22 protein-coding genes are annotated in these 22,470 nt (G+C 59.1%); 10 read left to right on the top strand and 12 right to left on the bottom strand.

Translation table 11 applies throughout. The annotated features are described in order from the left end of the window. Entirely contained in the window at positions 1–1,140 is a 1,140-nt protein-coding gene (locus IF199_RS16215; RefSeq protein WP_192558094.1) for a glycerate kinase, read from the bottom strand. Between the two features lie 91 nt (positions 1,141–1,231). Beyond that, positions 1,232–2,356, bottom strand: a complete 1,125-nt coding sequence (locus IF199_RS16220; protein WP_096821508.1) for a sugar diacid recognition domain-containing protein — start codon at positions 2,354–2,356, stop codon at positions 1,232–1,234. A gap of 171 nt (positions 2,357–2,527) precedes the next feature. Between IF199_RS16220 and IF199_RS16225 the strand changes: the two genes are divergently transcribed. Beyond that, positions 2,528–3,838: an MFS transporter gene (locus IF199_RS16225; protein ID WP_192558095.1), complete on the top strand. Its 1,311-nt coding sequence runs from the start codon at positions 2,528–2,530 to the stop codon at positions 3,836–3,838. Between the two features lie 62 nt (positions 3,839–3,900). On the opposite strand, the gene IF199_RS16230 is transcribed toward IF199_RS16225, so the two are convergent. Continuing rightward, on the bottom strand, positions 3,901–4,272 hold the full coding sequence (locus IF199_RS16230; RefSeq protein WP_192558096.1) for a DUF6124 family protein: 372 nt from the start codon (positions 4,270–4,272) through the stop codon (positions 3,901–3,903). Positions 4,273–4,630: 358 nt separating this feature from the next. Next, entirely contained in the window at positions 4,631–4,996 is a 366-nt protein-coding gene (locus IF199_RS16235; RefSeq protein WP_192558097.1) for a VOC family protein, read from the bottom strand. Positions 4,997–5,093: 97 nt separating this feature from the next. Here IF199_RS16235 and IF199_RS16240 point away from each other — a divergent pair, with 97 nt between their 5' ends. The 3 genes from IF199_RS16240 (at position 5,094) to rarD (ending at position 8,096) form a co-directional block, all read left to right on the top strand. Next, positions 5,094–5,993, top strand: coding sequence for a LysR family transcriptional regulator (locus IF199_RS16240; protein ID WP_192558098.1), 900 nt, complete (start codon positions 5,094–5,096; stop codon positions 5,991–5,993). A 69-nt stretch (positions 5,994–6,062) separates the two neighbouring features. Next, complete coding sequence (locus IF199_RS16245; protein ID WP_192558099.1) at positions 6,063–7,076, top strand: aldo/keto reductase; 1,014 nt, start codon at positions 6,063–6,065, stop codon at positions 7,074–7,076. 138 nt (positions 7,077–7,214) lie between these two features. Continuing rightward, entirely contained in the window at positions 7,215–8,096 is an 882-nt protein-coding gene (rarD, locus tag IF199_RS16250; protein ID WP_192558100.1) for an EamA family transporter RarD, read from the top strand. A 60-nt stretch (positions 8,097–8,156) separates the two neighbouring features. Here rarD and hppD read toward each other — a convergent pair whose 3' ends face one another. Together hppD and IF199_RS16260 are read right to left on the bottom strand one after the other, a co-directional pair. Then, a complete protein-coding gene (hppD, locus tag IF199_RS16255) occupies positions 8,157–9,233 on the bottom strand; it encodes a 4-hydroxyphenylpyruvate dioxygenase (RefSeq protein ID WP_096821515.1) in 1,077 nt (358 codons plus the stop codon). A gap of 246 nt (positions 9,234–9,479) precedes the next feature. Next, positions 9,480–10,427, bottom strand: a complete 948-nt coding sequence (locus tag IF199_RS16260; RefSeq protein WP_192558101.1) for a DMT family transporter — start codon at positions 10,425–10,427, stop codon at positions 9,480–9,482. A gap of 77 nt (positions 10,428–10,504) precedes the next feature. On the opposite strand from IF199_RS16260, the gene IF199_RS16265 reads away from it, so the two are divergent. The 3 genes from IF199_RS16265 (at position 10,505) to IF199_RS16275 (ending at position 13,629) form a co-directional block, all read left to right on the top strand. Beyond that, entirely contained in the window at positions 10,505–11,377 is an 873-nt protein-coding gene (locus tag IF199_RS16265) for a LysR family transcriptional regulator (RefSeq protein ID WP_192558102.1), read from the top strand. 115 nt (positions 11,378–11,492) lie between these two features. Continuing rightward, positions 11,493–13,028, top strand: coding sequence for an EAL domain-containing protein (locus IF199_RS16270; RefSeq protein ID WP_192558103.1), 1,536 nt, complete (start codon positions 11,493–11,495; stop codon positions 13,026–13,028). A gap of 235 nt (positions 13,029–13,263) precedes the next feature. Continuing rightward, positions 13,264–13,629 (top strand): histone-like nucleoid-structuring protein, MvaT/MvaU family, encoded by a 366-nt coding sequence (locus IF199_RS16275; protein WP_096821522.1) that lies wholly within the window; start codon positions 13,264–13,266, stop codon positions 13,627–13,629. A 208-nt stretch (positions 13,630–13,837) separates the two neighbouring features. On the opposite strand, the gene IF199_RS16280 is transcribed toward IF199_RS16275, so the two are convergent. Further along, positions 13,838–14,356, bottom strand: a complete 519-nt coding sequence (locus IF199_RS16280) for a DUF4946 domain-containing protein (RefSeq protein WP_096821524.1) — start codon at positions 14,354–14,356, stop codon at positions 13,838–13,840. A 142-nt stretch (positions 14,357–14,498) separates the two neighbouring features. Here IF199_RS16280 and gloA point away from each other — a divergent pair, with 142 nt between their 5' ends. Next, positions 14,499–15,020, top strand: coding sequence for a lactoylglutathione lyase (gene gloA / locus IF199_RS16285; RefSeq protein ID WP_192558104.1), 522 nt, complete (start codon positions 14,499–14,501; stop codon positions 15,018–15,020). A gap of 92 nt (positions 15,021–15,112) precedes the next feature. Here the strand turns inward: gloA and ahpF are convergent, their stop codons facing one another. From ahpF to IF199_RS16300, 3 genes are all read right to left on the bottom strand, one after another. Further along, on the bottom strand, positions 15,113–16,675 hold the full coding sequence (gene ahpF, locus IF199_RS16290; protein WP_192558105.1) for an alkyl hydroperoxide reductase subunit F: 1,563 nt from the start codon (positions 16,673–16,675) through the stop codon (positions 15,113–15,115). 128 nt (positions 16,676–16,803) lie between these two features. Further along, positions 16,804–17,367: an alkyl hydroperoxide reductase subunit C gene (gene ahpC / locus IF199_RS16295; protein WP_003224621.1), complete on the bottom strand. Its 564-nt coding sequence runs from the start codon at positions 17,365–17,367 to the stop codon at positions 16,804–16,806. 136 nt (positions 17,368–17,503) lie between these two features. Beyond that, the gene (locus IF199_RS16300; RefSeq protein WP_192558106.1) at positions 17,504–18,442 is read right to left on the bottom strand and encodes a site-specific integrase; all 939 of its coding nucleotides are present in this window, start codon (positions 18,440–18,442) and stop codon (positions 17,504–17,506) included. Between the two features lie 177 nt (positions 18,443–18,619). On the opposite strand from IF199_RS16300, the gene IF199_RS16305 reads away from it, so the two are divergent. Further along, a complete protein-coding gene (locus tag IF199_RS16305) occupies positions 18,620–19,624 on the top strand; it encodes a DNA-binding protein (protein ID WP_192558107.1) in 1,005 nt (334 codons plus the stop codon). Here the strand turns inward: IF199_RS16305 and gorA are convergent. Next, on the bottom strand, positions 19,621–20,979 hold the full coding sequence (gene gorA, locus IF199_RS16310; protein WP_192558108.1) for a glutathione-disulfide reductase: 1,359 nt from the start codon (positions 20,977–20,979) through the stop codon (positions 19,621–19,623). The two genes, IF199_RS16305 and gorA, sit on opposite strands and share 4 nt — an antisense overlap. 129 nt (positions 20,980–21,108) lie before the next feature. Continuing rightward, positions 21,109–21,948 (bottom strand): UTP--glucose-1-phosphate uridylyltransferase GalU, encoded by an 840-nt coding sequence (gene galU, locus IF199_RS16315; RefSeq protein WP_085710029.1) that lies wholly within the window; start codon positions 21,946–21,948, stop codon positions 21,109–21,111. Positions 21,949–22,195: 247 nt separating this feature from the next. Here galU and IF199_RS16320 point away from each other — a divergent pair, with 247 nt between their 5' ends. After that, positions 22,196–22,384, top strand: coding sequence for a hypothetical protein (locus tag IF199_RS16320; protein WP_096821531.1), 189 nt, complete (start codon positions 22,196–22,198; stop codon positions 22,382–22,384). The last annotated feature ends 86 nt before the right edge of the window (positions 22,385–22,470 follow it).

Raw genomic sequence — 22,470 nt, forward strand, 5'->3', positions numbered from 1 at the left:
TCAGTCCGGAGTCGCCATGCGCCAGACGCGGGCAATGTCCGTAGCGCGCTCGCGCAGCAGACGCGGTGCTTCGGCGCAGGCTTGTTCCAGCGTCATCGGACCGCTGGTGACGGCGAATGCGGCGTCGATGCCGTGACCGTAGAGTTCTTGATAGCCCTCGCCGAGGGTGCCGGCAATGACGATCACGGGGACGCCGTGTTGCTTGGCGATCCGCGCGACGCCAAACGGGGTTTTGCCGCGCAAGGTCTGCGCGTCGAAGCGCCCTTCCCCGGTGATCACCAGATCTGCGCCTTTCACTGCATCGGCCAGCCCGACCAATTCGGCGACCACTTCAACCCCGGCCTGGAACCGCGCGCCGAGAAACGCTTTGGCTGCAAAACCCAGTCCGCCCGCTGCACCGCTGCCCGGCTCATCACGAACGTCTTTATCCAACGCTTGCGCGCAGAGTTCGGCGAAGTGGCCCAGCGCCTGATCCAGTTGCTGCACTTGTGCGGGTGATGCGCCTTTCTGCGGGCCGAAAATCGCCGAGGCGCCATGGGGGCCGCATAGGGGATTGTTGACGTCGGCGGCGATGTCGAAACGGACTTGTGCCAGACGCGGGTCCAGTTCGTTGAGGTCCAGCTTGGCGAGTTGCGCCAGCGCGAGGCCGCCCGGCACCAGTGATTGCCCTTGAGCGTCCAGCAACTTCACGCCCAGCGCCTGCATTGCACCAGCGCCGCCGTCATTGGTGGCGCTGCCGCCGATGGCGAGGATCACCCGTTGTGCGCCTGCATCCAGCGCTGCGCGGATCAATTCGCCCGTGCCGAAGGTACTGCTGATGCACGCATCGCGTTGCCCCGGCGGCACCAGTTGCAGACCACTGGCCTCGGCCATTTCGATGATCGCGGTGTGGTTATGCGGCAACCAGCCCCACGCCGCTTCGACCGCCGCACCCAACGGACCACGCACGCGGGTGCGGCGCAGTTCACCTTCACACGCGGCGAGAATCGACTCCACCGTGCCTTCGCCACCGTCGGCCATCGGGCATTTGACCAGCGTCGCCTGCGGCCAGACCTGCGCCAGACCCAGCGCAATGGCTTCTGCAACGCCTTGGGCACTCAGGCTGTCCTTGAACGAATCGGGGGCGATGACGATTTTCATGCGAATTCTCCAGTTCCAATGCCCCTCATGCTGCCAGTCGCTTTGCGCGTTGACGCCTGTCCGCTGCACAAGTTGGATAGGCGTTTATTGTTCATTTCGACAAATCGTCAGTCTGCGGCAGCAATTGCACCCCCAGATACAACGCCAGCATCCCGTCGAGCCTCAGCGGATCGACCCCGCTCAACTCGGCAATTCGCTCCATCCGATAGCGCAGGCTGTTGCGGTGAATCCCCAACGCATCCGCGCAAGCCTGGCTCTGCCCGTCGTGATCGCACCAACTGCGCAGGGTCGCGAGCAACTGGCCGTTGTTGTCCTTGGCGATGACCTTGCGCAACGGTTTGAGCAGTTCATCCAGCGCATCATCGTTGCGATGGCGCCAGAGCATGACCGGCAAGCGATAGCGATTGAGAGTCAGCAGCCGTGAACGGGGCAACACTTCGCGGCCATAGGCGAGCAAGTCGCCGACCCGTCGATAGCAACGGCGCAACCCGGCCAGCCCATCGGCCTGCCCACCGACAGCAATGCGCAGGATGTTCCAGCCCAGGCCATCGAGTTTTTCCAGCAAACGATCATGCTCGACGTTCTGACTCGCTGGCCGGCACCACAGCAGTGACGACTTCGCGGAACTCACGCACCAGCTGTCCGGATAGCGCGTCATCAACCAGGCACTCAGCGCCTCGACGGTCTGCCCCGGCCCATGCTCCAGACCTAATTCAAACAGATAGGGCACCCGCGTCAGTTGCGGTTTCAGCCCGAGTTGCTGAGCTTCATCCACCAAACGCGGCGAGTCCCCTGCTTCGCTCAACAGCAGCGCAAGCAAGTCATCGCAGCGTTGCCGCCGCCACTGCTGCTCGGATTGCTGATTGCGCTGGCCAACGAGCATTTCAGCCGTCATGCGCACCAGTTCGGCGTAAGTGCGCAATTGCTCCGGCTCACCGGTGATCCCGAGCACACCGATCAAACGCTGATCGAGCAGCAACGGCAGATTGATCCCCGGCTGCACGCCTTTCAGATGCACCGCCGTCTGCGCGTCAATCTCCACTACTCTCCCGTTGGCCAGCACCAGTTGCGCACCTTCGTGACGGGTGTTGATCCGCTCCGGCTCGCCACTGCCGAGGATCAGCCCCTGGCTGTCCATGACGTTGACGTTGTACGGCAAAATGGCCATGGCCCGGTCGACGATGTCCTGGGCGAGGTCGTGATCGAGTTCGAACATAAGGGCTGGAATCCTTGAAAACAGGCGCGGACGGTTGTTCACCCGCACAGGGTCTGGCGGCAAACCCTGTGCTCAGGCACAAAGACAATCCGGCCAAAGGTGGCCGAGACTCTCAGGGCGATCAACGTTACCCTTTGCATCGCAAAAAATCATAATAAAGAGAGAGCCGCCATGTCGCAGAGCGCCGCTGCCGCCCAGACCATCGATGACGATAAAAATGCCGTCTACAAACGCATCACCCTGCGTTTGATCCCCTTCATCTTCATCTGCTACCTGTTCAACTACCTCGACCGGGTCAACGTTGGATTCGCCAAACTGCAGATGCTTGACGCGCTGAAATTCAGCGAAACCGTGTACGGCCTTGATGCCGGCATCTTCTTCATCGGCTACGTGCTGTGCGGCGTACCGAGCAACCTGGCCCTGACCAAATTCGGCCCACGGCGCTGGATTGCCGTGATGATGATCACCTGGGGCACGCTGTCGACCTGCCTGCTGTTCGTCACCACGCCGACCGAGTTCTACACTTTGCGCCTGTTCACTGGCGCCGCCGAAGCCGGGTTCTTCCCGGGCGTGGTGCTCTATCTCTCGCAGTGGTTCCCGACCTTTCGCCGTGGCCGGATCATGGCGCTGTTCATGTCGGCGATCCCGGTGTCGGGCCTGCTCGGCAGCCCGTTTTCTGGCTGGATCTTGAATCACTTCGCTGCGGGCCAGGGCGGTTTGGCTGGCTGGCAGTGGATGTTCCTGCTGCAAGGTATTCCGACCGTGATACTGGGCGCACTCGCCTACTTCCTGCTCAGCGACAACTTCGCCAACGCCAAATGGCTGACCCCTCACGAGCGTTCGGTGCTGGAAGCGGATCAGGCGGAAGACCTGGCGAACAAACCGAAAACCACCTCCGATTCGCTGATCGCGGTGTTCAAGAATCCGGCCATCTGGGCGTTTGGCCTGATCTACTTCTGCATCCAGAGCGGCGTGTACGCGATCAACTTCTGGCTGCCGTCGATCATCAAGAACCTCGGTTTCAGCGACAACCTGGTGATTGGCTGGTTGAGTGCGATTCCGTATCTGCTGGCGGCGGTGTTCATGCTGGTGGTCGGGCGTTCGGCGGACTTGCGCAAAGAACGCCGCTGGCATTTGGTGGTGCCGATGTTGATGGGCGCTGTCGGCCTGCTGATCGCGGTGAACTTCGCGGCGAATCCGGCGATTGCGATTCTCGGCCTGACCATTGCGACCATGGGCGCGCTGACTGGGCTGCCGATGTTCTGGCCGGTGCCGACTGCCATGCTGAGCGCAGGGGCTGCGGCGGGTGGTCTGGCATTGATCAACTCCATGGGGCAGATGGCGGGGTTCTTGAGCCCTTACCTTGTGGGTTGGGTCAAGGACAGCACCGGGTCGACAGATGCGGCGCTTTACCTGCTGGCGGGGGTGATTGTTGGCGGGAGTCTGCTGGCGTTGCGGATGACGCGGACGTTGCGGGCCTGATTATTGGCAGACACACAAAAACGGCCCACTTCGGCCGTTTTTTATTGTTGCTCTACGATCGGTCAGGGCCGGGCTTCAGCCGCCGTGTCCAGATTATCCAGCACCCGATTTACCGCCAGTTCCGCCAGCATGATCAGTTGCCCGATACCCAGCAGGACGTGCCGCTGCGGCGCATCGATCATCCCGGCGAAATCGCTGGCCATGGTTTTGGCGGAGGTCAGGGTTTCGCAGGCGTCGGCCAACAGTTCTTCGCTTGGGATGCCGGGGGCGATGAGGTAGCGGGCGTTGGGTTTGAGCAGCGGTTTTCTGGGGTGGAACGGATTGAGGTAGTGATCGAGCGCGCGTTCGGCGGCTTCGTGGAATTTCTTGGAATCGAGGGTTTCGTAGGGTGAGGTGGTGTCGGCTTCGGGTGGATTGGGTGTTGGTTTGATCACGTTTGAATCTCCAAATCAGAAAAATGGAGCCATCAAACTTCGCTACCAAACGAAGAGGTGGTGGCCATACACGGGTTGGTAGACCGGTGACTTGGAGAACCGGCGCGCTCGAAAGCGCCCCACGCATGGCCACCATAAAAGCACGGACGGATAAGCGTCCGAATACGGTGAGTTGCGCAACAAGTCAGAACCGGGCTACCAAACCCCATCGCTGTTTTTCAGCGACGGGACAACGATAAAACCCGGCCCCCTAAGCGCACAAGCCGGCGGATTCTGGCTTAGTCGTAGGCAACGGCGCAAGGTTGTGTAGCCTGGGGTGCGTGTCTGAACATGTCCTTTAAACGCCACGATTAAACGCTCACAAGATCCCCGTTTTTGCATCCAGCTCCAGCACCAATCCCCCCGGCATCTGCACAAAAATCTGCCAAACCCCATCCTCCGGCACCTGCGCCACCTGATACGGCAACCCACTACCCTGCACCCGCTTCAAAACCACCGCCGCGTCTTCATCGGTACGAAACGCAATATGACTCAACGCCGCCTCATCCAGCACGGGCTGCTCAATCACATGCACCAACGCTTCCCCATCCTGATACAACCACCGCCCGGGAAACGGAAACGGCGGCCGCCGCCCCGGCGTCAGTCCCAGTAACGCACCAAAAGCATCCTGCAGCGCCTGACCGTCAGCGGTGTTGAAGGCCAGATGATCGAATGTCCACGTCATGTCTGTCTCCTGCGGTTATTCAGGATTCCAGTATCTGCGCTTGCCAATCCCGGAAAAATCCCGCAAAACGCCAAGGATCTTCAACGGATTTTTACTAATGAGCTCGATCCTCGATCTGGAAATCTTTGTCCGCACCGCCGACTCCGGCAGCATTTCCGCCGCCGCCCGGGCGCTGGAGTTGACCCCGGCCGCCGCCAGCATCGCGCTGAAACGCCTGGAAACCCGCCTCGGCATCCGCCTCTTCGCCCGCTCGACCCGCAGCATGCGTCTGACCGAAGAAGGCCGGCGCTATCTGGAAAGCGTGCGTCTGGCGCTGGCCACACTGGCCGAGGGCGAGCAGGCGCTGAAGCAGCAGACCGAAGGCCTGAGCGGTGTGCTGCAACTGGCGGCGCCGTCGGACTTCGGGCGCAACGTATTGCTGCCGTGGCTGGACGATTTCAAACGCGAGCATCCGCACATTCAACTGCAATTGCTGCTCAACGACCGGCATGCGGATCTGTTTCGCGAGACGGTGGACGTGGCGCTGCGCTTTGGCGTGCCGAGTGATTCGACGCTGGTGGCGTTGCCGATTCTGCCTGAGCATCGTCGCGTGGCCTGCGCCAGCCCTGCGTATCTGGAGCGTCACGGCACACCGCTAAACCCCGCCGAACTGAGCGAACACAGCGCCCTTCTCTACTTGCGCAATGGCCGGCCCTATAACACCTGGCGTTTCCATCGCGACGACGAAACGGTCGAGGTCGAAGTACGCGGCGACTACCTCAGCGACGACGGCGAAGTCGCCCGCCGCTGGGCACTCGTAGGCCATGGCATCGCCTACAAGGCCTGGCTCGATGTGGTCGAGGACGTGCGTGCCGGGCGGCTGGTGACCCTGTTCGATGATTGGCACGGCGAGAGCGTGCCGTTCAATCTGCTGTGCCCGCATCGAGTGCAGGTGTCGGAACGGGTCAAGGTGTTGCAGGCGTTTTTGCGCGAGCGCTGCGAGGCATTGCGTCGATAAATTCACTTTGCCCTGCCGGACGCTTCTGGTATTTGATTGAAGCTTTCCCACCGACAAAAGGATTTCGGCATGAGCTATCGCACACTGGGTCACTCGGGGTTGCAGGTGTCCACCCTCACCCTCGGCACGATGATGTTTGGCGAACAGACCAGCGCGGAAGATTCGCTGCGCATCATCGACAAGGCCTGGGATCAGGGCATCAACTTCATCGACACCGCGGACGTCTACACCAATGGCCGCTCGGAAGAGATCGTCGGCGAAGCCATCGCCCGTCATCGTCATGAGTGGGTGCTGGCGACCAAGGTCGGTTTCGGCCCGGTGGACGGCGTGCCGAACCGCAGCGGTCTGAGCCGCAAACACCTCTTCAATGGTCTTGAGGCCAGCCTGACCCGGCTCGGCACCGACTACCTCGACATCTATTACCTGCACCGCGAAGACCACAACACGCCGCTGGAAGTGACGATTTCGGCCATTGGCGATCTGATTCGCCAGGGCAAGATCCGTTATTGGGGCCTGTCGAACTATCGCGGCTGGCGGATTGCCGAGGTGATTCGCGTGGCGGACAAACTGGGCGTCGATCGTCCGGTGATCAGCCAGCCGCTGTACAACATCGTCAACCGTCAGGCCGAGACCGAACAGATCACCGCCGCCCAGACTTACGGCCTCGGCGTCGTGCCTTACAGCCCGCTGGCCCGTGGCGTGCTCAGCGGCAAGTACGCGCCGGACGTAACCCCGGACGCCAACAGCCGTGCCGGGCGCCAGGACAAGCGGATTCTGGAGACTGAATGGCGGGTGGAGTCGTTGCGCATTGCCCAGCAGATCCAGCAATACACCAAGGAGCGTGGAGTCGGGATTGTCGAGTTTGCGATTGCCTGGGTGCTGAACAACGGCGCGGTGACATCGGCAATTGTCGGACCGCGTACGGAAGAACAGTGGGATGCGTACACCAAGGCGCAGGCGGTGAAGATTACCGCGGAGGATGAGGCGTTTATCGATTCGCTGGTGACGCCGGGGCATGCGTCGACGCCGGGGTTCAATGATGTGAGCCATTTTGTGTCGGGGCGCAAACCGCGTCAGCCTTAAGCACCTATGCTTCGACACAGGTCCTGCTCTCACGGGATCTGTGTCGAATGTTGGAAATATCGATCACTCGGCCAATATTCAGCACAAAAACCACGTATCCTGCGCGCCCCGTTTGACCATCACCCCCGCGAGGACAGTTTGTCTAAAGGTATCGCTCTATCGGTAACAGCCTCGACGCTGTTTGCCGTCATGTATTACTACACCTCGTTGCTCACTCCGTTGAGCGGCGTGGAAATCTTCGGTTGGCGGATGCTGCTGACCGTGCCCTGCATGACCGTGTTCATGTTGCTGTCCGGCGAATGGCGGCGGGTGCTCGAGTTGCTGCGCCGGGTCCCAGCGCTGCCGAAGTTGATCGGTGGCCTGATCGTTTCGGCTGCGTTGCTGGGTGTGCAGTTGTGGCTGTTCATGTGGGCGCCGCTCAATGGCTACAGCCTCGATGTATCGCTGGGCTACTTCCTGCTGCCGCTGGCCATGGTGCTGACCGGGCGCATCGCTTATGGCGAAAGCCTGTCGTACCTGCAAAAAGTCGCGGTGTTTTTTGCCAGCCTCGGCGTGTTGAACGAGTTGTATCAGGTCGGCGGGTTTTCCTGGGCGACGCTGGTGGTCGTCGTCGGTTACCCGTTGTATTTCGTGCTGCGCAAATACCTCAAGACCGACAACCTCGGCGGCTTGTGGGTCGACATGACGCTGATGCTGCCGGTGGCGTACTGGTTTGTGCGCGGCGGCGAACAGGGTTTTGGCGTTTTCGATCAGTATCCGGCGCTGGCGTGGCTGATTCCGCTGCTCGGTCTGATCAGTGCGTCGGCGCTGGTGGTGTACATCATCGCCAGCCGCTTGCTGCCGTTCAGCCTGTTTGGTTTGTTGAGTTACGTGGAGCCAGTGCTGCTGCTCGGTGTGGCACTGCTGCTCGGCGAGAGCATCAAACCCGGTGAATGGCTGACCTACATCCCGATCTGGCTCGCGGTGGTGGTGCTGGTGTTTGAAGGGTTCAAGCATCTGATGCGCCAGCGGCGCCCGTAAGACGCGCAATAAAAAGCCCGGCCTGCAACATTGCAGGCCGGGCTTTTTTACATCCGCAGATTACTCGGTAGCGAGTACGCCACGACGCACCTGGTCACGCTCGATCGATTCGAACAGTGCCTTGAAGTTGCCTTCGCCGAAGCCATCGTCGCCTTTGCGCTGGATGAATTCGAAGAACACCGGGCCCATCAGGGTTTCCGAGAAGATTTGCAGCAGCAGACGCTTGTCTTCCTTATCCGACGCACCATCCAGCAGGATGCCGCGCGATTGCAGCTGATCGACCGGCTCGCCGTGGTTCGGCAGGCGGCCTTCGAGCATTTCGTAGTAGGTGTCCGGCGGCGCGGTCATGAAGCGCATGCCGATCTTCTTCAACTGATCCCAGGTCTTGACCAGGTCGTCGGTGAGGAACGCCACGTGCTGGATGCCTTCGCCGTTGAACTGCATCAGGAACTCTTCGATCTGCCCGGCGCCCTTCGACGATTCTTCGTTGAGCGGGATGCGGATCATGCCGTCCGGCGCGGTCATCGCTTTCGAGGTCAGGCCGGTGTATTCGCCCTTGATGTCGAAGTAACGGATTTCACGGAAATTGAACAGCTTCTCGTAGAAGTTCGCCCAGTAGGCCATGCGACCGCGATACACGTTGTGGGTCAGGTGATCGATGATCTTCAGGCCGGCACCGACCGGGTTGCGGTCAACACCTTCGATGAACACGAAGTCGATGTCATAGATCGAGCTGCCTTCGCCGAAACGGTCGATCAGGTACAGCGGCGCACCGCCAATGCCTTTGATCGCTGGCAGGTTCAACTCCATCGGACCGGTTTCGATGTGGATCGGCTGAGCGCCGAGTTCCAGAGCGCGTTTGTAGGCCTTCTGCGAATCCTTGACCCGGAACGCCATGCCACACACGGACGGGCCGTGTTCAGCCGCGAAGTACGAAGCAACGCTGTGGGGTTCGTTGTTGAGGATCAGGTTGATCGCGCCCTGGCGATACAGGTGCACGTTTTTGGAACGGTGGGTCGCGACCTTGGTGAAGCCCATGATCTCGAAGATCGGCTCCAGGGTGCCAGGAGTCGGCGATGCGAACTCGATGAACTCGAAGCCCATCAGGCCCATTGGGTTTTCGTATAAATCTGCCATGGTTGGCGCCTCATCATTCTTATCAATTAACCAAAGTTATTTGTCAGTAATGCTGAGACCGGTGGGTGGCGCACAGGAGATGCCACGCACACTGCGGGCGAGGAAGTCACCGTAGATCAGTTGAAACCCGAATATCTTCATTGTCGACCCAAGGCTCTTGCGGGCGAGGCTTCTGCTGCCAGAAGACGATTATTATTGTATGCGTAACCCGATTCTACACAGCGTAAATAGGGTTGTCTGCCCTCTCTATAAAATCCGCTTTTTTCGGCCCGGTGCAAGGGGTTTGTTGCACAGCCAGATGCCCGACAGAATCAGCACGCCGCCCAGGCACATGGGCAGCGTCAGTTGCTCGCCCAGCAGGATCGCACCGGCCATCACGGCGGTCAGCGGGTTGAGCGCAATGAACACGCCGGAGCGGGTCGCGCCAATTTTGCGGATGCCATCGTAGTAACCGATGTAGGCCAGCGCCGAGCCCAGGACCCCGAGATAGATCAGGCTCAGCCACTGCGTCATCCCCAGGTTGGCCACTGCCGCCCCGCTCACTTCGCCGCGAACGGCAGCCAGCGCCCAGAGCATCAGCGTGCCGAGCAAAACCGAAAAGGTCACCGTCTGCAACGGGCCGATGCTCTGGTTGAGGTGGCGGGAGAACAGTGAATAAACACCCCAGCTCAACACGCAGCCGAGAATCAGCAGATCGCCGATCCAGGCGTCTGGCGTAGCGGCGAGCAATTGCGGATTGCGACTGACGATCACCACACCCGCTCCACCGATGCAGACCAGGACTCCGATGACTTTCAATCGACTCAGGCGTTCCTTGAACAGCAGCCATGACGCCAGGCCAATCACCGCCGGATTCAACGCAACAATCAGCGAAGCCCGCGACGCATTGATGTATTGCAGGCCGTAAAAAAAGCACAGGTTGTAGAAGAAAATCCCGAAGAACCCCAGCAATGCCAGTTGCAGCCATTGCCCCGCCGTCGGCCGTGCGAAGGGAATCCGCGCCAGCCACAAAAATCCAAGCAGCGCGACGCTGGCCAGCAAGAACCGAAGACTGGCAGCGAAGATCGGACTCAGACTGCCGGCCAGAAACCGTCCGGCCACCCAGGTCCCGCCCCAGATCATGCTGACCATGGCGAGGTTCAGATAGACCGGCATGTCCGAGGCGACCGGACGAATGGATTCATGACTGTTCATAACACTCCCGACGATGAAACTGACGAATGACGTATCATTCGACTGATTCAACATCATCGTAAAATGAGTCTTTACTCATGACCCTGACCCAACTCGAGATCTTTTCGCTGGTGGCCGAGCTACGCGGCTTCACCCTCGCCGCTCATCGCCTGGGGATTTCACAGTCGGCGGTGTCCCACGCCTTGAAATCGCTGGAGCAGGAACTGGGCGTCGAATTGCTGCGCCGCCATCAATCGCACGTGGAGCTCAGCGACATTGGCGAACAATTGCTGTTGCGCGCACGAGCCATGCTCGGGCTGGCCAACACATTGCGTCAGGAAGCCGCCGATGCGCGGGGCATGAAACGCGGCACGTTGCGTATCGGCTCGTTCGGCCCGACGTCTTCGATCAGGTTGCTGCCGAACATTCTTCGGCATTACCGCGAGGCGCATCCGGGCATCGAGGTGCACATCGACGAAGGGCCGGATCGGCAAGTGGTCCAGTGGCTCGAGGAGCGGCGGATCGATATCGGTTTCGTGGTCCTGCCTGAAGATCGATTCGACACGTTTGCCCTGGTGGAAGATCAGATGGTCGCCCTGCTCCCTCTCGATCATCCGCTGGCGACTCGTGATGCGTTGACTCTGAAGGAGCTGTGCAACGACCCGTTCGTGCTGACCGAGGCGGGTTCCTCGGAGTTGGTGTCGCGGATGTTCAACGCAGCCAAGTTGAGCCCGAATATCCGCTACCGCTGCTCGCAGTTGCTGAGCACCCTCGACACCGTGGGCCGGGGCGATGCCATTACCGTCGTGGCCGAAGGTTCTCTGCCGGTTGAGGCGGATCCGCGCTACGTGAAGCGACCGCTGTCACCCATCGTGCAACGACAAGTCGGTCTGGCCGTGCTTGACCAACGTCAGGCTTCACCCGCCGCCCTGGCCTTTATCCAGCTGGCGACACGGCTGGATTACCGATGAGCGGCACAAGCGCCATCGGCCATCTATCATGGGCACAGAGCAAACGCTTTCCGGAAGGTGCTCCGTTGCCCCGTCTGCAATCGAGAATCCCATTTCATCGCGACAGGATGCGCCCATGCCGCTGACCGCCCGGCCCCGCCGCAAACGCAGCACCCGAATCATCGTGACACTGCTTTGTGGCGCGCTTCCGATCATCATCGGCAGCGTCATTCTCCACATGCAGGCCGAACGCACACTCCAGCAGAGCTCCCGGGAAACCGCCAACGAAGCCCTGCGCCAATTCGAACTGATGCTCGACAACACCGCCCAGGCCGCGCGTGATTTGCTGCCGCTGGCAGGCCAGACGTGCGAGAACGTCAAACTGGCCTTGCGCGAACAGGTGACCCGCCGCCCGTTCGTTCGCTCGACCAATCTGGTGTGGGACAACAACCTCTATTGCAGTTCGCTGTTCGGCGACTTCAAGGAAGCGGTCAATCCCGGCGATTATGCCCAGGGCAAGTTGTGGCTCATGAACGGCAACCCGGTCACGCCTGACACCGCGCTGCTGGTGTATCGGCTGAGCGACGGTCGTGGTGGCGCACTGACCACGCTGGACGGTTATCACTTGAGCAATATTCTGCGGCTGATCGGTCGGCAGACATTGCTGTTGCTGCAAGTGGGCAACACCTGGCTTTCCGCCGACGGCAAAGTGCACCAAGGCCCTCTGCCCGAGTTGCCGGTTGCGCAAAGTACCTTGAACTCATCGCACTACGCTTTCACGGTGTCGGCCGGTTTCCCTGAAGGTGAAACCTGGCGGTACATGAGCAACGAGTACCCGCCGTTGTTCAGCCTGCTGATGTTTTTTGGTGCGGTGTCCGGCGCGATCGGCTACAGCATGCAAAGACGCTCTACGTCGCCGAGTCACGAAATGCTTCGCGCACTGGAAGCGGGGGAATTCATTCCGTACTTTCAACCGGTAGTGCATGGCGACAGCAAACAATGGTCAGGCACTGAAGTGTTGATGCGCTGGAAGCATCCCAAAGAAGGCCTGGTGCGTCCGGACCTGTTCATACCGTTTGCCGAACACTCCGGGCTGATCGTGCCGATGACCCGTTCATTGATGCAACAGACCGCCGTTGCCCTCGGGCCGCTGTCGTCTTCCTTTGTGGCGCCCTTTCACATCGGCATCAACATTACGGCCAGTCACTGCCAGGATCTGGAGTTGCTGGAAGATTGCCGCGAGTTTCTGGCGGCATTCGCCCCCGGCAGCATCAGTCTGGTGCTGGAGTTGACCGAGCGCGAGTTGATCGAGCCCACCGACATCACCCATCAACTGTTTGCACAACTGCGCGCCATGGGCGTGAAAATCGCCATCGACGACTTCGGCACCGGTCATTCGAGCCTGGGTTACTTGAGAACATTCAATGTCGACTTCCTGAAGATCGACCAGACATTTGTCGCCATGATTGATAAGGACGCCCTGTCCCGCCACATTCTGGACAGCATCATCGAACTGTCCGCCAAACTGGACCTTGGCACGGTAGCCGAAGGCGTGGAAACACAGACCCAGGCAGATTACCTGACCGCGCACCACGTCAACTTTCTGCAAGGCTATCTGTTTGGCAAACCGATGCCGGCCGCAGACTTCATCGATGCATTAACTCACCATTAACTAAACGCGATAAAACCGGCGGGCTCAGAGCGATCGCACCAAATTGATACAAGACATCGCTGTTTTTACATAAAGAAAAAGTCATGATTTACTCTTGACGCATTAACTACTACAATTTTTCTTACCTGTTGCTAGATTGGCAGGTGAGCCACTATCACCGAGTCGCTTCAAGGCTCTTGGCTTATAGCTTTGTTTGCGGTTGGTATCAGCCAAACACACTATTGGAGTAAAGATATTGTCCAGACTCGCTGAATTTCGCGCAGCCGAAAAGGCCCTTCAAGAACAGCTCAAGCAGCTGGAGTCGCTGAAGAACGATGCCGGGCTCAAGAAAGAAATCGAATTCGAAGAAAAGCTCCAGGGGCTGATGAAAACCTACGGCAAAGGCCTGCGCGACATCATCGCCATCCTCGATCCGAATCCGGCAAAATCCGGCCTGCAACAGGCCGCGGCACCTAAAACCCGCCGCGCTCGCGTGGTCAAGGTCTATCAGAACCCGCACACCGGCGAGCTGATCGAGACCAAGGGCGGCAACCATCGCGGGCTGAAGGCCTGGAAGGAACAATACGGTGCAGCCACCGTTGATTCCTGGTTGCGCGGTTAATCCCTCGCAAACATAAAAGCCCTGCATTTGCAGGGTTTTTTTTTGGACGATATCTAACAAATGCAACAATTTCTTGTTGCGAAAGTTGAGAGCCAAACACCGTCTTGCACTGGAACTATGCTTCCGGATGTTGCGTCATTGCCGGGCGATCAACTTTGTATTTAATCACTTCAGGTATCTAACGCCCCACTGACCACCGAACAGATGACTAAAATTTCAAGCTGTTTCTCGCCGCCACTATTTCATCCGCACTGGCCTTGTAAACCTCGGCCTGCCCGGCATAGGAAAGTACATAGGCTTTGTCTGCCTCTACTGCGGCAACCAATGTTTGTGACAGCACATGACGGCCGTTTTCGGTGACGGTACAAGTGGTTTCAAGCGCCGCCAGTGAACCGAGCGTACTCGAATGAACCTTGTTGCAGACACTCTGATAGCCGCCCTGGAAAAAGTCTTTCTGTACCGACTTGCGCATCTCCAGCAACACGCCTTGCAAATTGACCTGATGACCCGTTTCCACACGCGTCATCGTCAACTCCATCACCATGACCTGATTGCCATCGGCATCAGTCTTCACCGCCCGCTGACGGGAAACCTCCGGTGCGGTTTCGGGCAGCGCTTCGACTTGCCAGCCGGCGGGCCAGGTAATGCTCGGCGCCTCAGCGCAGGCCGCAGCCGCGATGAGGGACAAGCCGAAGAAAACGAACAGCGATTTGAACGGTCGGATCATTACCAGAGGCACTCGCGGATTAAGCCGTAAAGTCTGAGGCCCGCCCGCCCACAGGGCAAGCCCGCGCTTTCGGTTTGGCGATGCCGCAAGGCATGCGTATCATTGCGCCCATTCACTCGCCCCAATTTGTTACGGAGGGCTCATGAGCCTGCAAGAACTGAACACTTTCCCTGGTGTGACCGCCACCCCGGACAGCGCAACCCGCAATTTCGTCTTCAACCACACCATGCTGCGCGTGAAGGACATCACCAAGTCGCTGGATTTCTACACCCGCGTACTGGGCTTCTCGCTGGTGGAAAAGCGTGACTTCCCGGAAGCGGAATTCAGCCTGTACTTCCTCGCGCTGGTCGAAAAATCGCAGATCCCGGCCGACGCCGCTGCGCGCACCGAGTGGATGAAGTCGATTCCCGGCATTCTGGAACTGACCCACAACCACGGCACCGAGAACGACGCGGACTTCGCTTATCACAACGGCAACACCGATCCGCGCGGTTTTGGCCACATCTGCATTTCGGTGCCGGACATCGTCGCCGCCTGCGCACGTTTCGAAGAACTGGGCTGCGACTTCCAGAAGCGCCTGACCGATGGCCGCATGAAAAGCCTGGCGTTCATCAAGGACCCGGATGGCTACTGGGTCGAGATCATTCAGCCGGCGCCGCTGTAAGCGCTGAAACCTCTCTTCCTTGGGGAGAGGACGTTGAAGAAATAAAAAACCCCATCATCGCTGATGGGGTTTTTCTTTTTCAGGCCCGGGATTTACGCCGGCGCTGAAGTGCGGATCAGGTGATCGAAGGCGCTGAGGGAAGCCTTGGCGCCCTCGCCTACCGCAATCACGATCTGCTTGTACGGCACGGTGGTCACGTCACCGGCAGCGAAGATGCCGGGGATCGAGGTTTCACCACGGTTGTCGACGATGATCTCGCCACGCGGCGACAGCTCGATGGTGCCTTTGAGCCAATCGGTGTTAGGCAGCAGACCGATCTGCACGAAGATCCCTTCCAGCTCGACAGTGCGCAGCTCGTCACTGTTGCGATCCTTGTAACGCAGGCCGTTGACCTTCTGCCCGTCGCCGGTGACTTCAGTGGTCAACGCACTGGTGATCACGGTGACGTTCGGCAGGCTGTGCAGCTTGCGTTGCAAGACCGCGTCGGCACGCAGTTGTACGTCGAACTCAAGCAAGGTTACGTGGGACACGATACCGGCCAGGTCGATGGCCGCCTCGACGCCGGAGTTACCGCCGCCAATCACCGCCACACGCTTGCCTTTGAACAGCGGACCGTCGCAGTGCGGGCAGTACGCCACGCCTTTGTTGCGGTATTCCTGCTCGCCCGGCACGTTCATTTCTCGCCACCGCGCACCGGTCGCCAGAATCACGCTCTTGGCTTTGAGGGTTGCGCCGCTGGCAAAGCGAACCTCGTGCAACTCGCCGCTCTTGCCCGGAATCAGCTTGTCGGCACGCTGCAGGTTCATGATGTCGACGTCGTACTGCTTGACGTGTTCTTCCAGCGCGGTCGCCAGTTTCGGGCCTTCGGTTTCCTGTACGGAAATGAAGTTCTCGATGGCCATGGTGTCCAGCACCTGACCGCCGAATCGCTCGGCCGCAACGCCAGTACGAATACCTTTACGTGCCGCATAGATTGCCGCCGAAGCACCGGCCGGGCCACCGCCGACGACCAACACATCAAAAGTCTGCTTGGCGCTGATTTTCTCGGCCTGACGCTCGATGGCGCCGGTGTCGAGTTTGGCGAGGATTTCTTCCAGGCCCATGCGGCCCTGGCCGAAGTTTTCGCCGTTCAGGTAAATGCTCGGCACGGCCATGATCTTGCGATCGTTGACTTCGTCCTGGAACAGCGCGCCGTCGATGGCGACGTGGCGGATGTTCGGGTTCAGCACGGCCATCAGGTTCAGCGCCTGAACCACGTCCGGGCAGTTCTGGCAGGACAGCGAGAAGTAGGTCTCGAAGTTGAACTCGCCCTTCAGCGAGCGGATCTGTTCGATCACTTCGACACTGGCCTTCGAAGGGTGGCCACCGACTTGCAGCAGGGCCAGCACCAGCGAAGTGAATTCATGGCCCATCGGGATGCCGGCGAAACGCAGGCTGATGTCGGCACCCGGGCGGTTGATCGAGAACGACGGTTTGCGTGCATCGTCGCCACTGTCGATCAAGGTAATCTGGTGCGAAAGACTGGCAACGTCTTTCAGCAGGTCGAGCATTTCACGGGATTTCGCACCGTCGTCGAGAGAAGCAACGATCTCGATCGGCTGGGTGACCCGTTCCAGGTACGATTTCAACTGGGCTTTAAGATTGGCGTCCAACATACGGGCGATCTCCTGACTTTATTTGAGGCGAAAAAAAGCCCGAGCGAATCTCGCCCGGGCTTTTCTATTGGGCGGTGCAGCTTACTTAGGTAGGTGCGGAGTTCCGCCCTGCGTTGCGTGTCACAGACTTAGATCTTGCCGACCAGGTCCAGGGACGGAGCCAGAGTGGCCTCGCCTTCTTTCCATTTGGCTGGGCAAACTTCGCCTGGGTGAGCAGCAACGTACTGAGCAGCCTTGATCTTGCGCAGCAGCTCGGAAGCGTCACGGCCAACGCCGCCATCGTTCAGTTCAACGATTTTGATCTGGCCTTCAGGGTTGATTACGAAGGTGCCACGGTCAGCCAGACCAGCTTCTTCGATCAGTACGTCGAAGTTGCGGGAGATGACGTGGGTCGGGTCGCCGATCATGGTGTATTCGATTTTGCCGATGGCTGGCGAAGTGTTGTGCCAGGCAGCGTGGGCAAAGTGGGTGTCGGTCGAAACGCTGTAGATTTCTACGCCCAGTTTCTGGAAGGCAGCGTAGTTGTCGGCCAGGTCTTCCAGCTCGGTTGGGCAAACGAAGGTGAAGTCGGCTGGGTAGAAGAACACTACGGACCATTTGCCTTTCAGGTCAGCGTCCGAGACTTGTACGAAGTCGCCGTTTTTGAACGCGGTAGCTTTGAACGGTTTTACTTGGCTGTTGATGATAGGCATTGATGACTCTCCGTCAGGGTTGTGAATTCGATGGGTGAATCCTACCCACTCACTCGACGGATGGCTCATTGGCAAACCTGATGCTGCTGATTTGTTTTCGCTATTAGCGGACTGTATTAATAGAAGAAAACGATATCTACGACGACAACGGCTTATCCGTAATCCGGGCCATCCCGTGAAAGGGGCTCGCTTCAACATAGCGCATGGCGGACTTCATATCCTTCCAGCCCACGTAACTCATCAACGACTTGAGATCCCAGCCGCTTTGATGGGCCCAGGTGGCAAAGCCGCGCCGCAACGAGTGGCTGGTGTAGCGCTCGGCGGAGATCCCGGCGCGCTCCAGGGCCTGTCGCAGCAGCGGAATCACGCTGTTGGCGTGCAAGCCCTCCTCGCTCAGGTTGCCCCAGCGATCGACAGCGCGAAACACCGGGCCGCGTACGAGCGCCGCTTCGGTGATCCAGTCGATGTAGGCCTGCACCGGGCACAGCTTCAGCAACGCAGGGGCCTGATAGGTCTGACCGAGGTTTTCCCGGTCGCCCTTGCTGCGCGGCAGGTACAGGGTGATACCGCTGCCGGCGTGGGCCTGCACATGCTCGATCTGCACCCGGCACAACTCGTCACTGCGAAAGCCCCGCCAGAACCCCAGAAGAATCAGCGCTCGATCCCTACAGGCTCTGAGTAGCAACGGCCGGTCCTGTTGTTCTCGGGCCTCTTTCATTTCCTGTTCAAGCCAGGCCACGGTCTGTTCAAGATCACGCAGTTGCAACGGCTCGGCCTGTTTTTCCTGCGCGGGATGCAGCGCACGGATGCCCTTGAAGACTTTGCGCACCACCGGCGTCTTGGTCGGATCGGCGAACCCCTGACTGTTGTGCCACTGCGCGAGTGCCGACAAGCGCAACTTCAGCGTATTGACCGACAGCACGCCTGCATGAGCCACCAGATACCGCGCGACGCTGTCAGCCGTCGCGGGCAGGAACCCGCCCCATACCGTTTCGAAATGCTCGACGGCCGCACGATAGCTGCGGCGGGTGTTGTCACGGGTGGCGGCTTGCAGATAGCGATCGATATCGCTCATGGGCTGATTTCTCGCAGATGTACTGATTTGAAGATTGAAAAGCGGATTCTGGCGCTTCACACGGGGTAATACCAGTATATCCCGCCCGTTCATCTTGAAACATTTAACTTTATTTTCAGCATGGTACACTGTGTACTTTAGTGGCATGTACCACAGTACGTAATCGTAGGAGCACATATGGCCCGTGGCGGCGTTAATAAAGCAGTAGTCCAGATCGCGCGCTCAGCGATCCTCGCCCGTGGCGAACACCCAAGCATCGACGCAGTACGCATCGAGCTGGGCAATACGGGTTCCAAAACCACGATTCATCGCTATCTGAAGGAGCTGGATGACGGCAGCGCACCGGCTGATCCTTCGGCAGAACCCATCGATGACGAGCTGCTGGCGCTCGTCACGCGCCTGGCGCAACGCCTGAAAGAACAGGCGCAGGAGCCGATTGACCAGGCTCGCGAACAGTACGAGCAGCAACGGCAGGCATTGGAAGCAGAGCTGAATCAGCTCCGTCAGAACCATGCGCAACTGGAGCAAAAGCACGACATCCAGGGCGCTGCATTGGCCAGGGAATCCGAAGCGTTGAGCGACACTCGCTCGATGCTGCAAACCGAACAGACACGCAATGCCGGCCTGAATCAGGCGCTGGCAGATTTCGAATTACGCTTGCAGGACAAGGACGAGCAGATCCGCTCGCTGGAAGAAAAGCACCTGCACGCTCGCGACGCGCTTGAGCATTACCGCAATGCCGTCAAGGAGCAGCGCGAACAGGAACAGAGCCGTCACGAAAGTCAGGTTCAGCAGTTGCAGATGGAGTTGCGTCAGGCGCAGCAAAGCGCACTGGTGCGCCAGGATGAAATCACTCAATTGCACCGCGACAACGAACGCTTGCTGACCGAGAACCGCGGCACGTTGCGTGAACTGAGCCTGCTGCAGGATCAGCTCAAACACAGCAATCAGCGTCAGGATCAACTGCTGGAGCAAGCGACGCGTGTCGACAGCGAACGCACCCTCCTCCAGGAACGCTTGCGCGTGGCATTGCTGGACAGCCAGACACTCAAGCAGAGCGTCGACGAGCACGCCCAGCTCAACCAGTCACTGGAAAAGCAACTGACCCAAGCTCAGGACAGTTTGCGCCTGGCCACTACCGTTGCGGCAGCGCCAGACGCAAAAGCTTCAAAGGACGATTAAGCGCCGACCGGCGTGCGCATGGTGACAAACTCTTCGGCCGCCGTCGGGTGCACCCCGATGGTGTCGTCGAAGTCACGCTTGGTGGCGCCAGCCTTCAGAGCAATCGCCAGGCCCTGCACGATCTCGCCGGCATCCGGCCCGACCATGTGACAGCCAAGCACCTTATCGGTTTTGCCATCGACCACCAGCTTCATCAGCGTGCGCTCTTGGCATTCGGTCAGGGTCAGTTTCATCGGGCGGAAACGGCTTTCGTAGATCACCACGTCGTGCCCCGCCTTCCGCGCCTCTTCTTCAGTCAAGCCGACGGTGCCGATATTCGGCAGGCTGAACACCGCTGTCGGGATCATCTTGTAATCCACCGGGCGGTATTGCTCTGGCTTGAACAGACGTCGCGCCACCGCCATGCCTTCAGCCAGCGCCACCGGCGTCAGTTGAACGCGACCGATGACATCGCCCAGCGCAAGAATTGACGGCTCGGTGGTCTGATATTGCTCGTCAACCTTGATGAAGCCCTTGTCGTCCAGCTGCACCTCGGTATTTTCCAGCCCGAGATTGTCCAGCATCGGACGCCGACCGGTGGCGTAGAACACGCAGTCCGCTTCCAGTACACGACCATCCTTGAGGGTCGCCTTCAGGCTGCCATCCGCTTGCTTGTCGATCCGCTCGATGTCGGCATTGAACTGCAGATTCATGCCGCGCTTGGTCAACTCTTCCTGCAGATGCTTGCGCACCGAGCCGTCGAAGCCGCGCAGGAACAGATCACCGCGATACAGCAACGTGGTCTCCGCACCCAGACCATGGAAGATTCCGGCAAATTCGACCGCAATGTAACCGCCGCCGACGACCAGGACACGCTTGGGCAGCTCTTTCAGGAAAAACGCCTGATTGGAGCTGATGGCATGCTCATGCCCCGGGATTTCCGGAATCTGCGGCCAGCCGCCCGTGGCGATCAGAATATTTTTCGCGGTGAAACGCTCACCATTGACCTCGACCTCATGCGGGCCAACGATCTTCGCGTGAGCTTCGTGCAGGGTCACGCCACTGTTGACCAGCAGATTGCGATAAATGCCGTTCAGGCGATTGATCTCGCGATCCTTGTTGGCGATCAGGGTCGCCCAATCGAAATTCGCCTCACCCAGGCTCCAGCCGAAACCGGACGACTGTTCAAAGTCTTCGGCGAAATGCGCGCCGTACACCAGCAGCTTTTTCGGCACACAGCCGACATTGACGCAGGTGCCCCCCAGATAACGGCTCTCGGCCACCGCCACTTTTGCACCGAAACCGGCAGCAAAACGCGCAGCCCGCACACCGCCGGAACCGGCACCAATCACATAAAGGTCAAAATCGTAGGCCATTTCTATCTCCTCGGCAGGCGATCAGCATACCCGGCGTCGTCCGCTGGGCAAGCACTCCTGCCGATATAGGGGCGAAAAATGAAAAAGCCACCCGAAGGTGGCTTTTTCGTACAGACAGATCAGGCGCTATCAGTAGGCCTTGCCAGTCTTGTAGAAGTTTTCGAAGCAGAAGTTGGTTGCCTCGATATAACCCTCGGCACCACCGCAATCGAAACGCTTGCCCTTGAACTTGTAGGCCATCACGCAGCCGTTCTGGGCTTGTTTCATCAGGGCGTCGGTGATCTGGATTTCACCACCCTTGCCTGGCTCGGTCTGTTCGATCAGGTCGAAGATGTCCGGGGTCAGGATGTAACGACCAATGATCGCCAGGTTGGACGGCGCGTCTTCCGGCTTTGGCTTCTCGACCATGCTGTGTACGCGGTAGATGTCGTCGCGGATCATCTCGCCGGCAATGACGCCATACTTGCTGGTTTCTGCCGGATCGACTTCCTGGATGGCGATGATCGAGCAGCGGAACTGCTTGTACAGCTTGACCATCTGGGTCAGTACGCCGTCGCCTTCGAGGTTGACGCACAGGTCGTCCGCCAGCACCACGGCAAACGGCTCATCGCCGATCAGCGGACGACCGGTCAGGATCGCATGACCCAGGCCTTTCATTTCAGTCTGACGGGTGTAGGAGAACGAGCACTCGTCCAACAGCTTGCGGATACCGACCAGGTATTTCTCTTTGTCGGTGCCCTTGATCTGGTTTTCCAGCTCATAGCTGATGTCGAAGTGGTCTTCCAGGGCACGCTTGCCACGGCCGGTCACGATGGAGATCTCTGTCAGACCAGCATCCAGAGCCTCTTCGACGCCGTACTGGATCAGTGGCTTGTTTACCACCGGCAGCATTTCTTTGGGCATGGCTTTAGTCGCTGGAAGGAAGCGAGTACCGTAACCGGCTGCTGGGAACAAGCATTTCTTGATCATATAAGTCCTTGAAAGGGCTGTGTGTACGAGTTTCGGCGCAGTCTAATCAGGCGGCGTGCACCTTACAATGCCCCGCACTGGCTAACCGATGTCAACATAGAGAAATATTCTGGCGGATAGTTCAATCCGCACGCAGAAGCTGCGCATTCAGCGTAGCCCAAAGATTCAGGAACACCGCATCGACCCGCGCCCGTTTGCCCGTTTCCCGTTATCATGACGCCTTTGAACCAGCCAACGAGGCCGCTAGATGTCCGCAGCAAAAATCATCAACGGGTACACCGTCGCCAAGGCAAAAGATGGCCAGTGGCATATCACCGCCGCCAACGGCGAAGATGTGTCCGGTCCATTGCCCACTGAAGCGATGGCGATTGAGGTAGCCGCGGTGCTTGATTACACGCCTCCTGCACCGAAGCGTCGCGGCAAGGATCAGGACTGATCAGCTGTAACGCATCCAGAGCCCTGCCATTGCGCGGGGCTTTTTTTGAACATGAAGATGTGGCCAATCGCTATAACCTTTTCATG

The organism is Pseudomonas allokribbensis, assembly GCF_014863605.1.
Taxonomy (GTDB): domain Bacteria; phylum Pseudomonadota; class Gammaproteobacteria; order Pseudomonadales; family Pseudomonadaceae; genus Aquipseudomonas; species Aquipseudomonas allokribbensis.

Excerpts from the sequence above, each read along its gene's own strand:
- IF199_RS16215 (WP_192558094.1), bottom strand. The coding sequence starts at position 1,140 with ATGAAAATCGTCATCGCCCCCGATTCGTTCAAGGACAGCCTGAGTGCC.
- IF199_RS16220 (WP_096821508.1), bottom strand. The coding sequence starts at position 2,356 with ATGTTCGAACTCGATCACGACCTCGCCCAGGACATCGTCGACCGGGCC.
- IF199_RS16225 (WP_192558095.1), top strand. The coding sequence starts at position 2,528 with ATGTCGCAGAGCGCCGCTGCCGCCCAGACCATCGATGACGATAAAAAT.
- IF199_RS16235 (WP_192558097.1), bottom strand. The coding sequence starts at position 4,996 with ATGACGTGGACATTCGATCATCTGGCCTTCAACACCGCTGACGGTCAG.
- IF199_RS16240 (WP_192558098.1), top strand. The coding sequence starts at position 5,094 with ATGAGCTCGATCCTCGATCTGGAAATCTTTGTCCGCACCGCCGACTCC.
- IF199_RS16245 (WP_192558099.1), top strand. The coding sequence starts at position 6,063 with ATGAGCTATCGCACACTGGGTCACTCGGGGTTGCAGGTGTCCACCCTC.
- hppD (WP_096821515.1), bottom strand. The coding sequence starts at position 9,233 with ATGGCAGATTTATACGAAAACCCAATGGGCCTGATGGGCTTCGAGTTC.
- IF199_RS16260 (WP_192558101.1), bottom strand. The coding sequence starts at position 10,427 with ATGAACAGTCATGAATCCATTCGTCCGGTCGCCTCGGACATGCCGGTC.
- IF199_RS16265 (WP_192558102.1), top strand. The coding sequence starts at position 10,505 with ATGACCCTGACCCAACTCGAGATCTTTTCGCTGGTGGCCGAGCTACGC.
- IF199_RS16270 (WP_192558103.1), top strand. The coding sequence starts at position 11,493 with ATGCCGCTGACCGCCCGGCCCCGCCGCAAACGCAGCACCCGAATCATC.
- IF199_RS16280 (WP_096821524.1), bottom strand. The coding sequence starts at position 14,356 with ATGATCCGACCGTTCAAATCGCTGTTCGTTTTCTTCGGCTTGTCCCTC.
- gloA (WP_192558104.1), top strand. The coding sequence starts at position 14,499 with ATGAGCCTGCAAGAACTGAACACTTTCCCTGGTGTGACCGCCACCCCG.
- ahpF (WP_192558105.1), bottom strand. The coding sequence starts at position 16,675 with ATGTTGGACGCCAATCTTAAAGCCCAGTTGAAATCGTACCTGGAACGG.
- ahpC (WP_003224621.1), bottom strand. The coding sequence starts at position 17,367 with ATGCCTATCATCAACAGCCAAGTAAAACCGTTCAAAGCTACCGCGTTC.
- IF199_RS16300 (WP_192558106.1), bottom strand. The coding sequence starts at position 18,442 with ATGAGCGATATCGATCGCTATCTGCAAGCCGCCACCCGTGACAACACC.
- IF199_RS16305 (WP_192558107.1), top strand. The coding sequence starts at position 18,620 with ATGGCCCGTGGCGGCGTTAATAAAGCAGTAGTCCAGATCGCGCGCTCA.
- gorA (WP_192558108.1), bottom strand. The coding sequence starts at position 20,979 with ATGGCCTACGATTTTGACCTTTATGTGATTGGTGCCGGTTCCGGCGGT.
- galU (WP_085710029.1), bottom strand. The coding sequence starts at position 21,948 with ATGATCAAGAAATGCTTGTTCCCAGCAGCCGGTTACGGTACTCGCTTC.
- IF199_RS16320 (WP_096821531.1), top strand. The coding sequence starts at position 22,196 with ATGTCCGCAGCAAAAATCATCAACGGGTACACCGTCGCCAAGGCAAAA.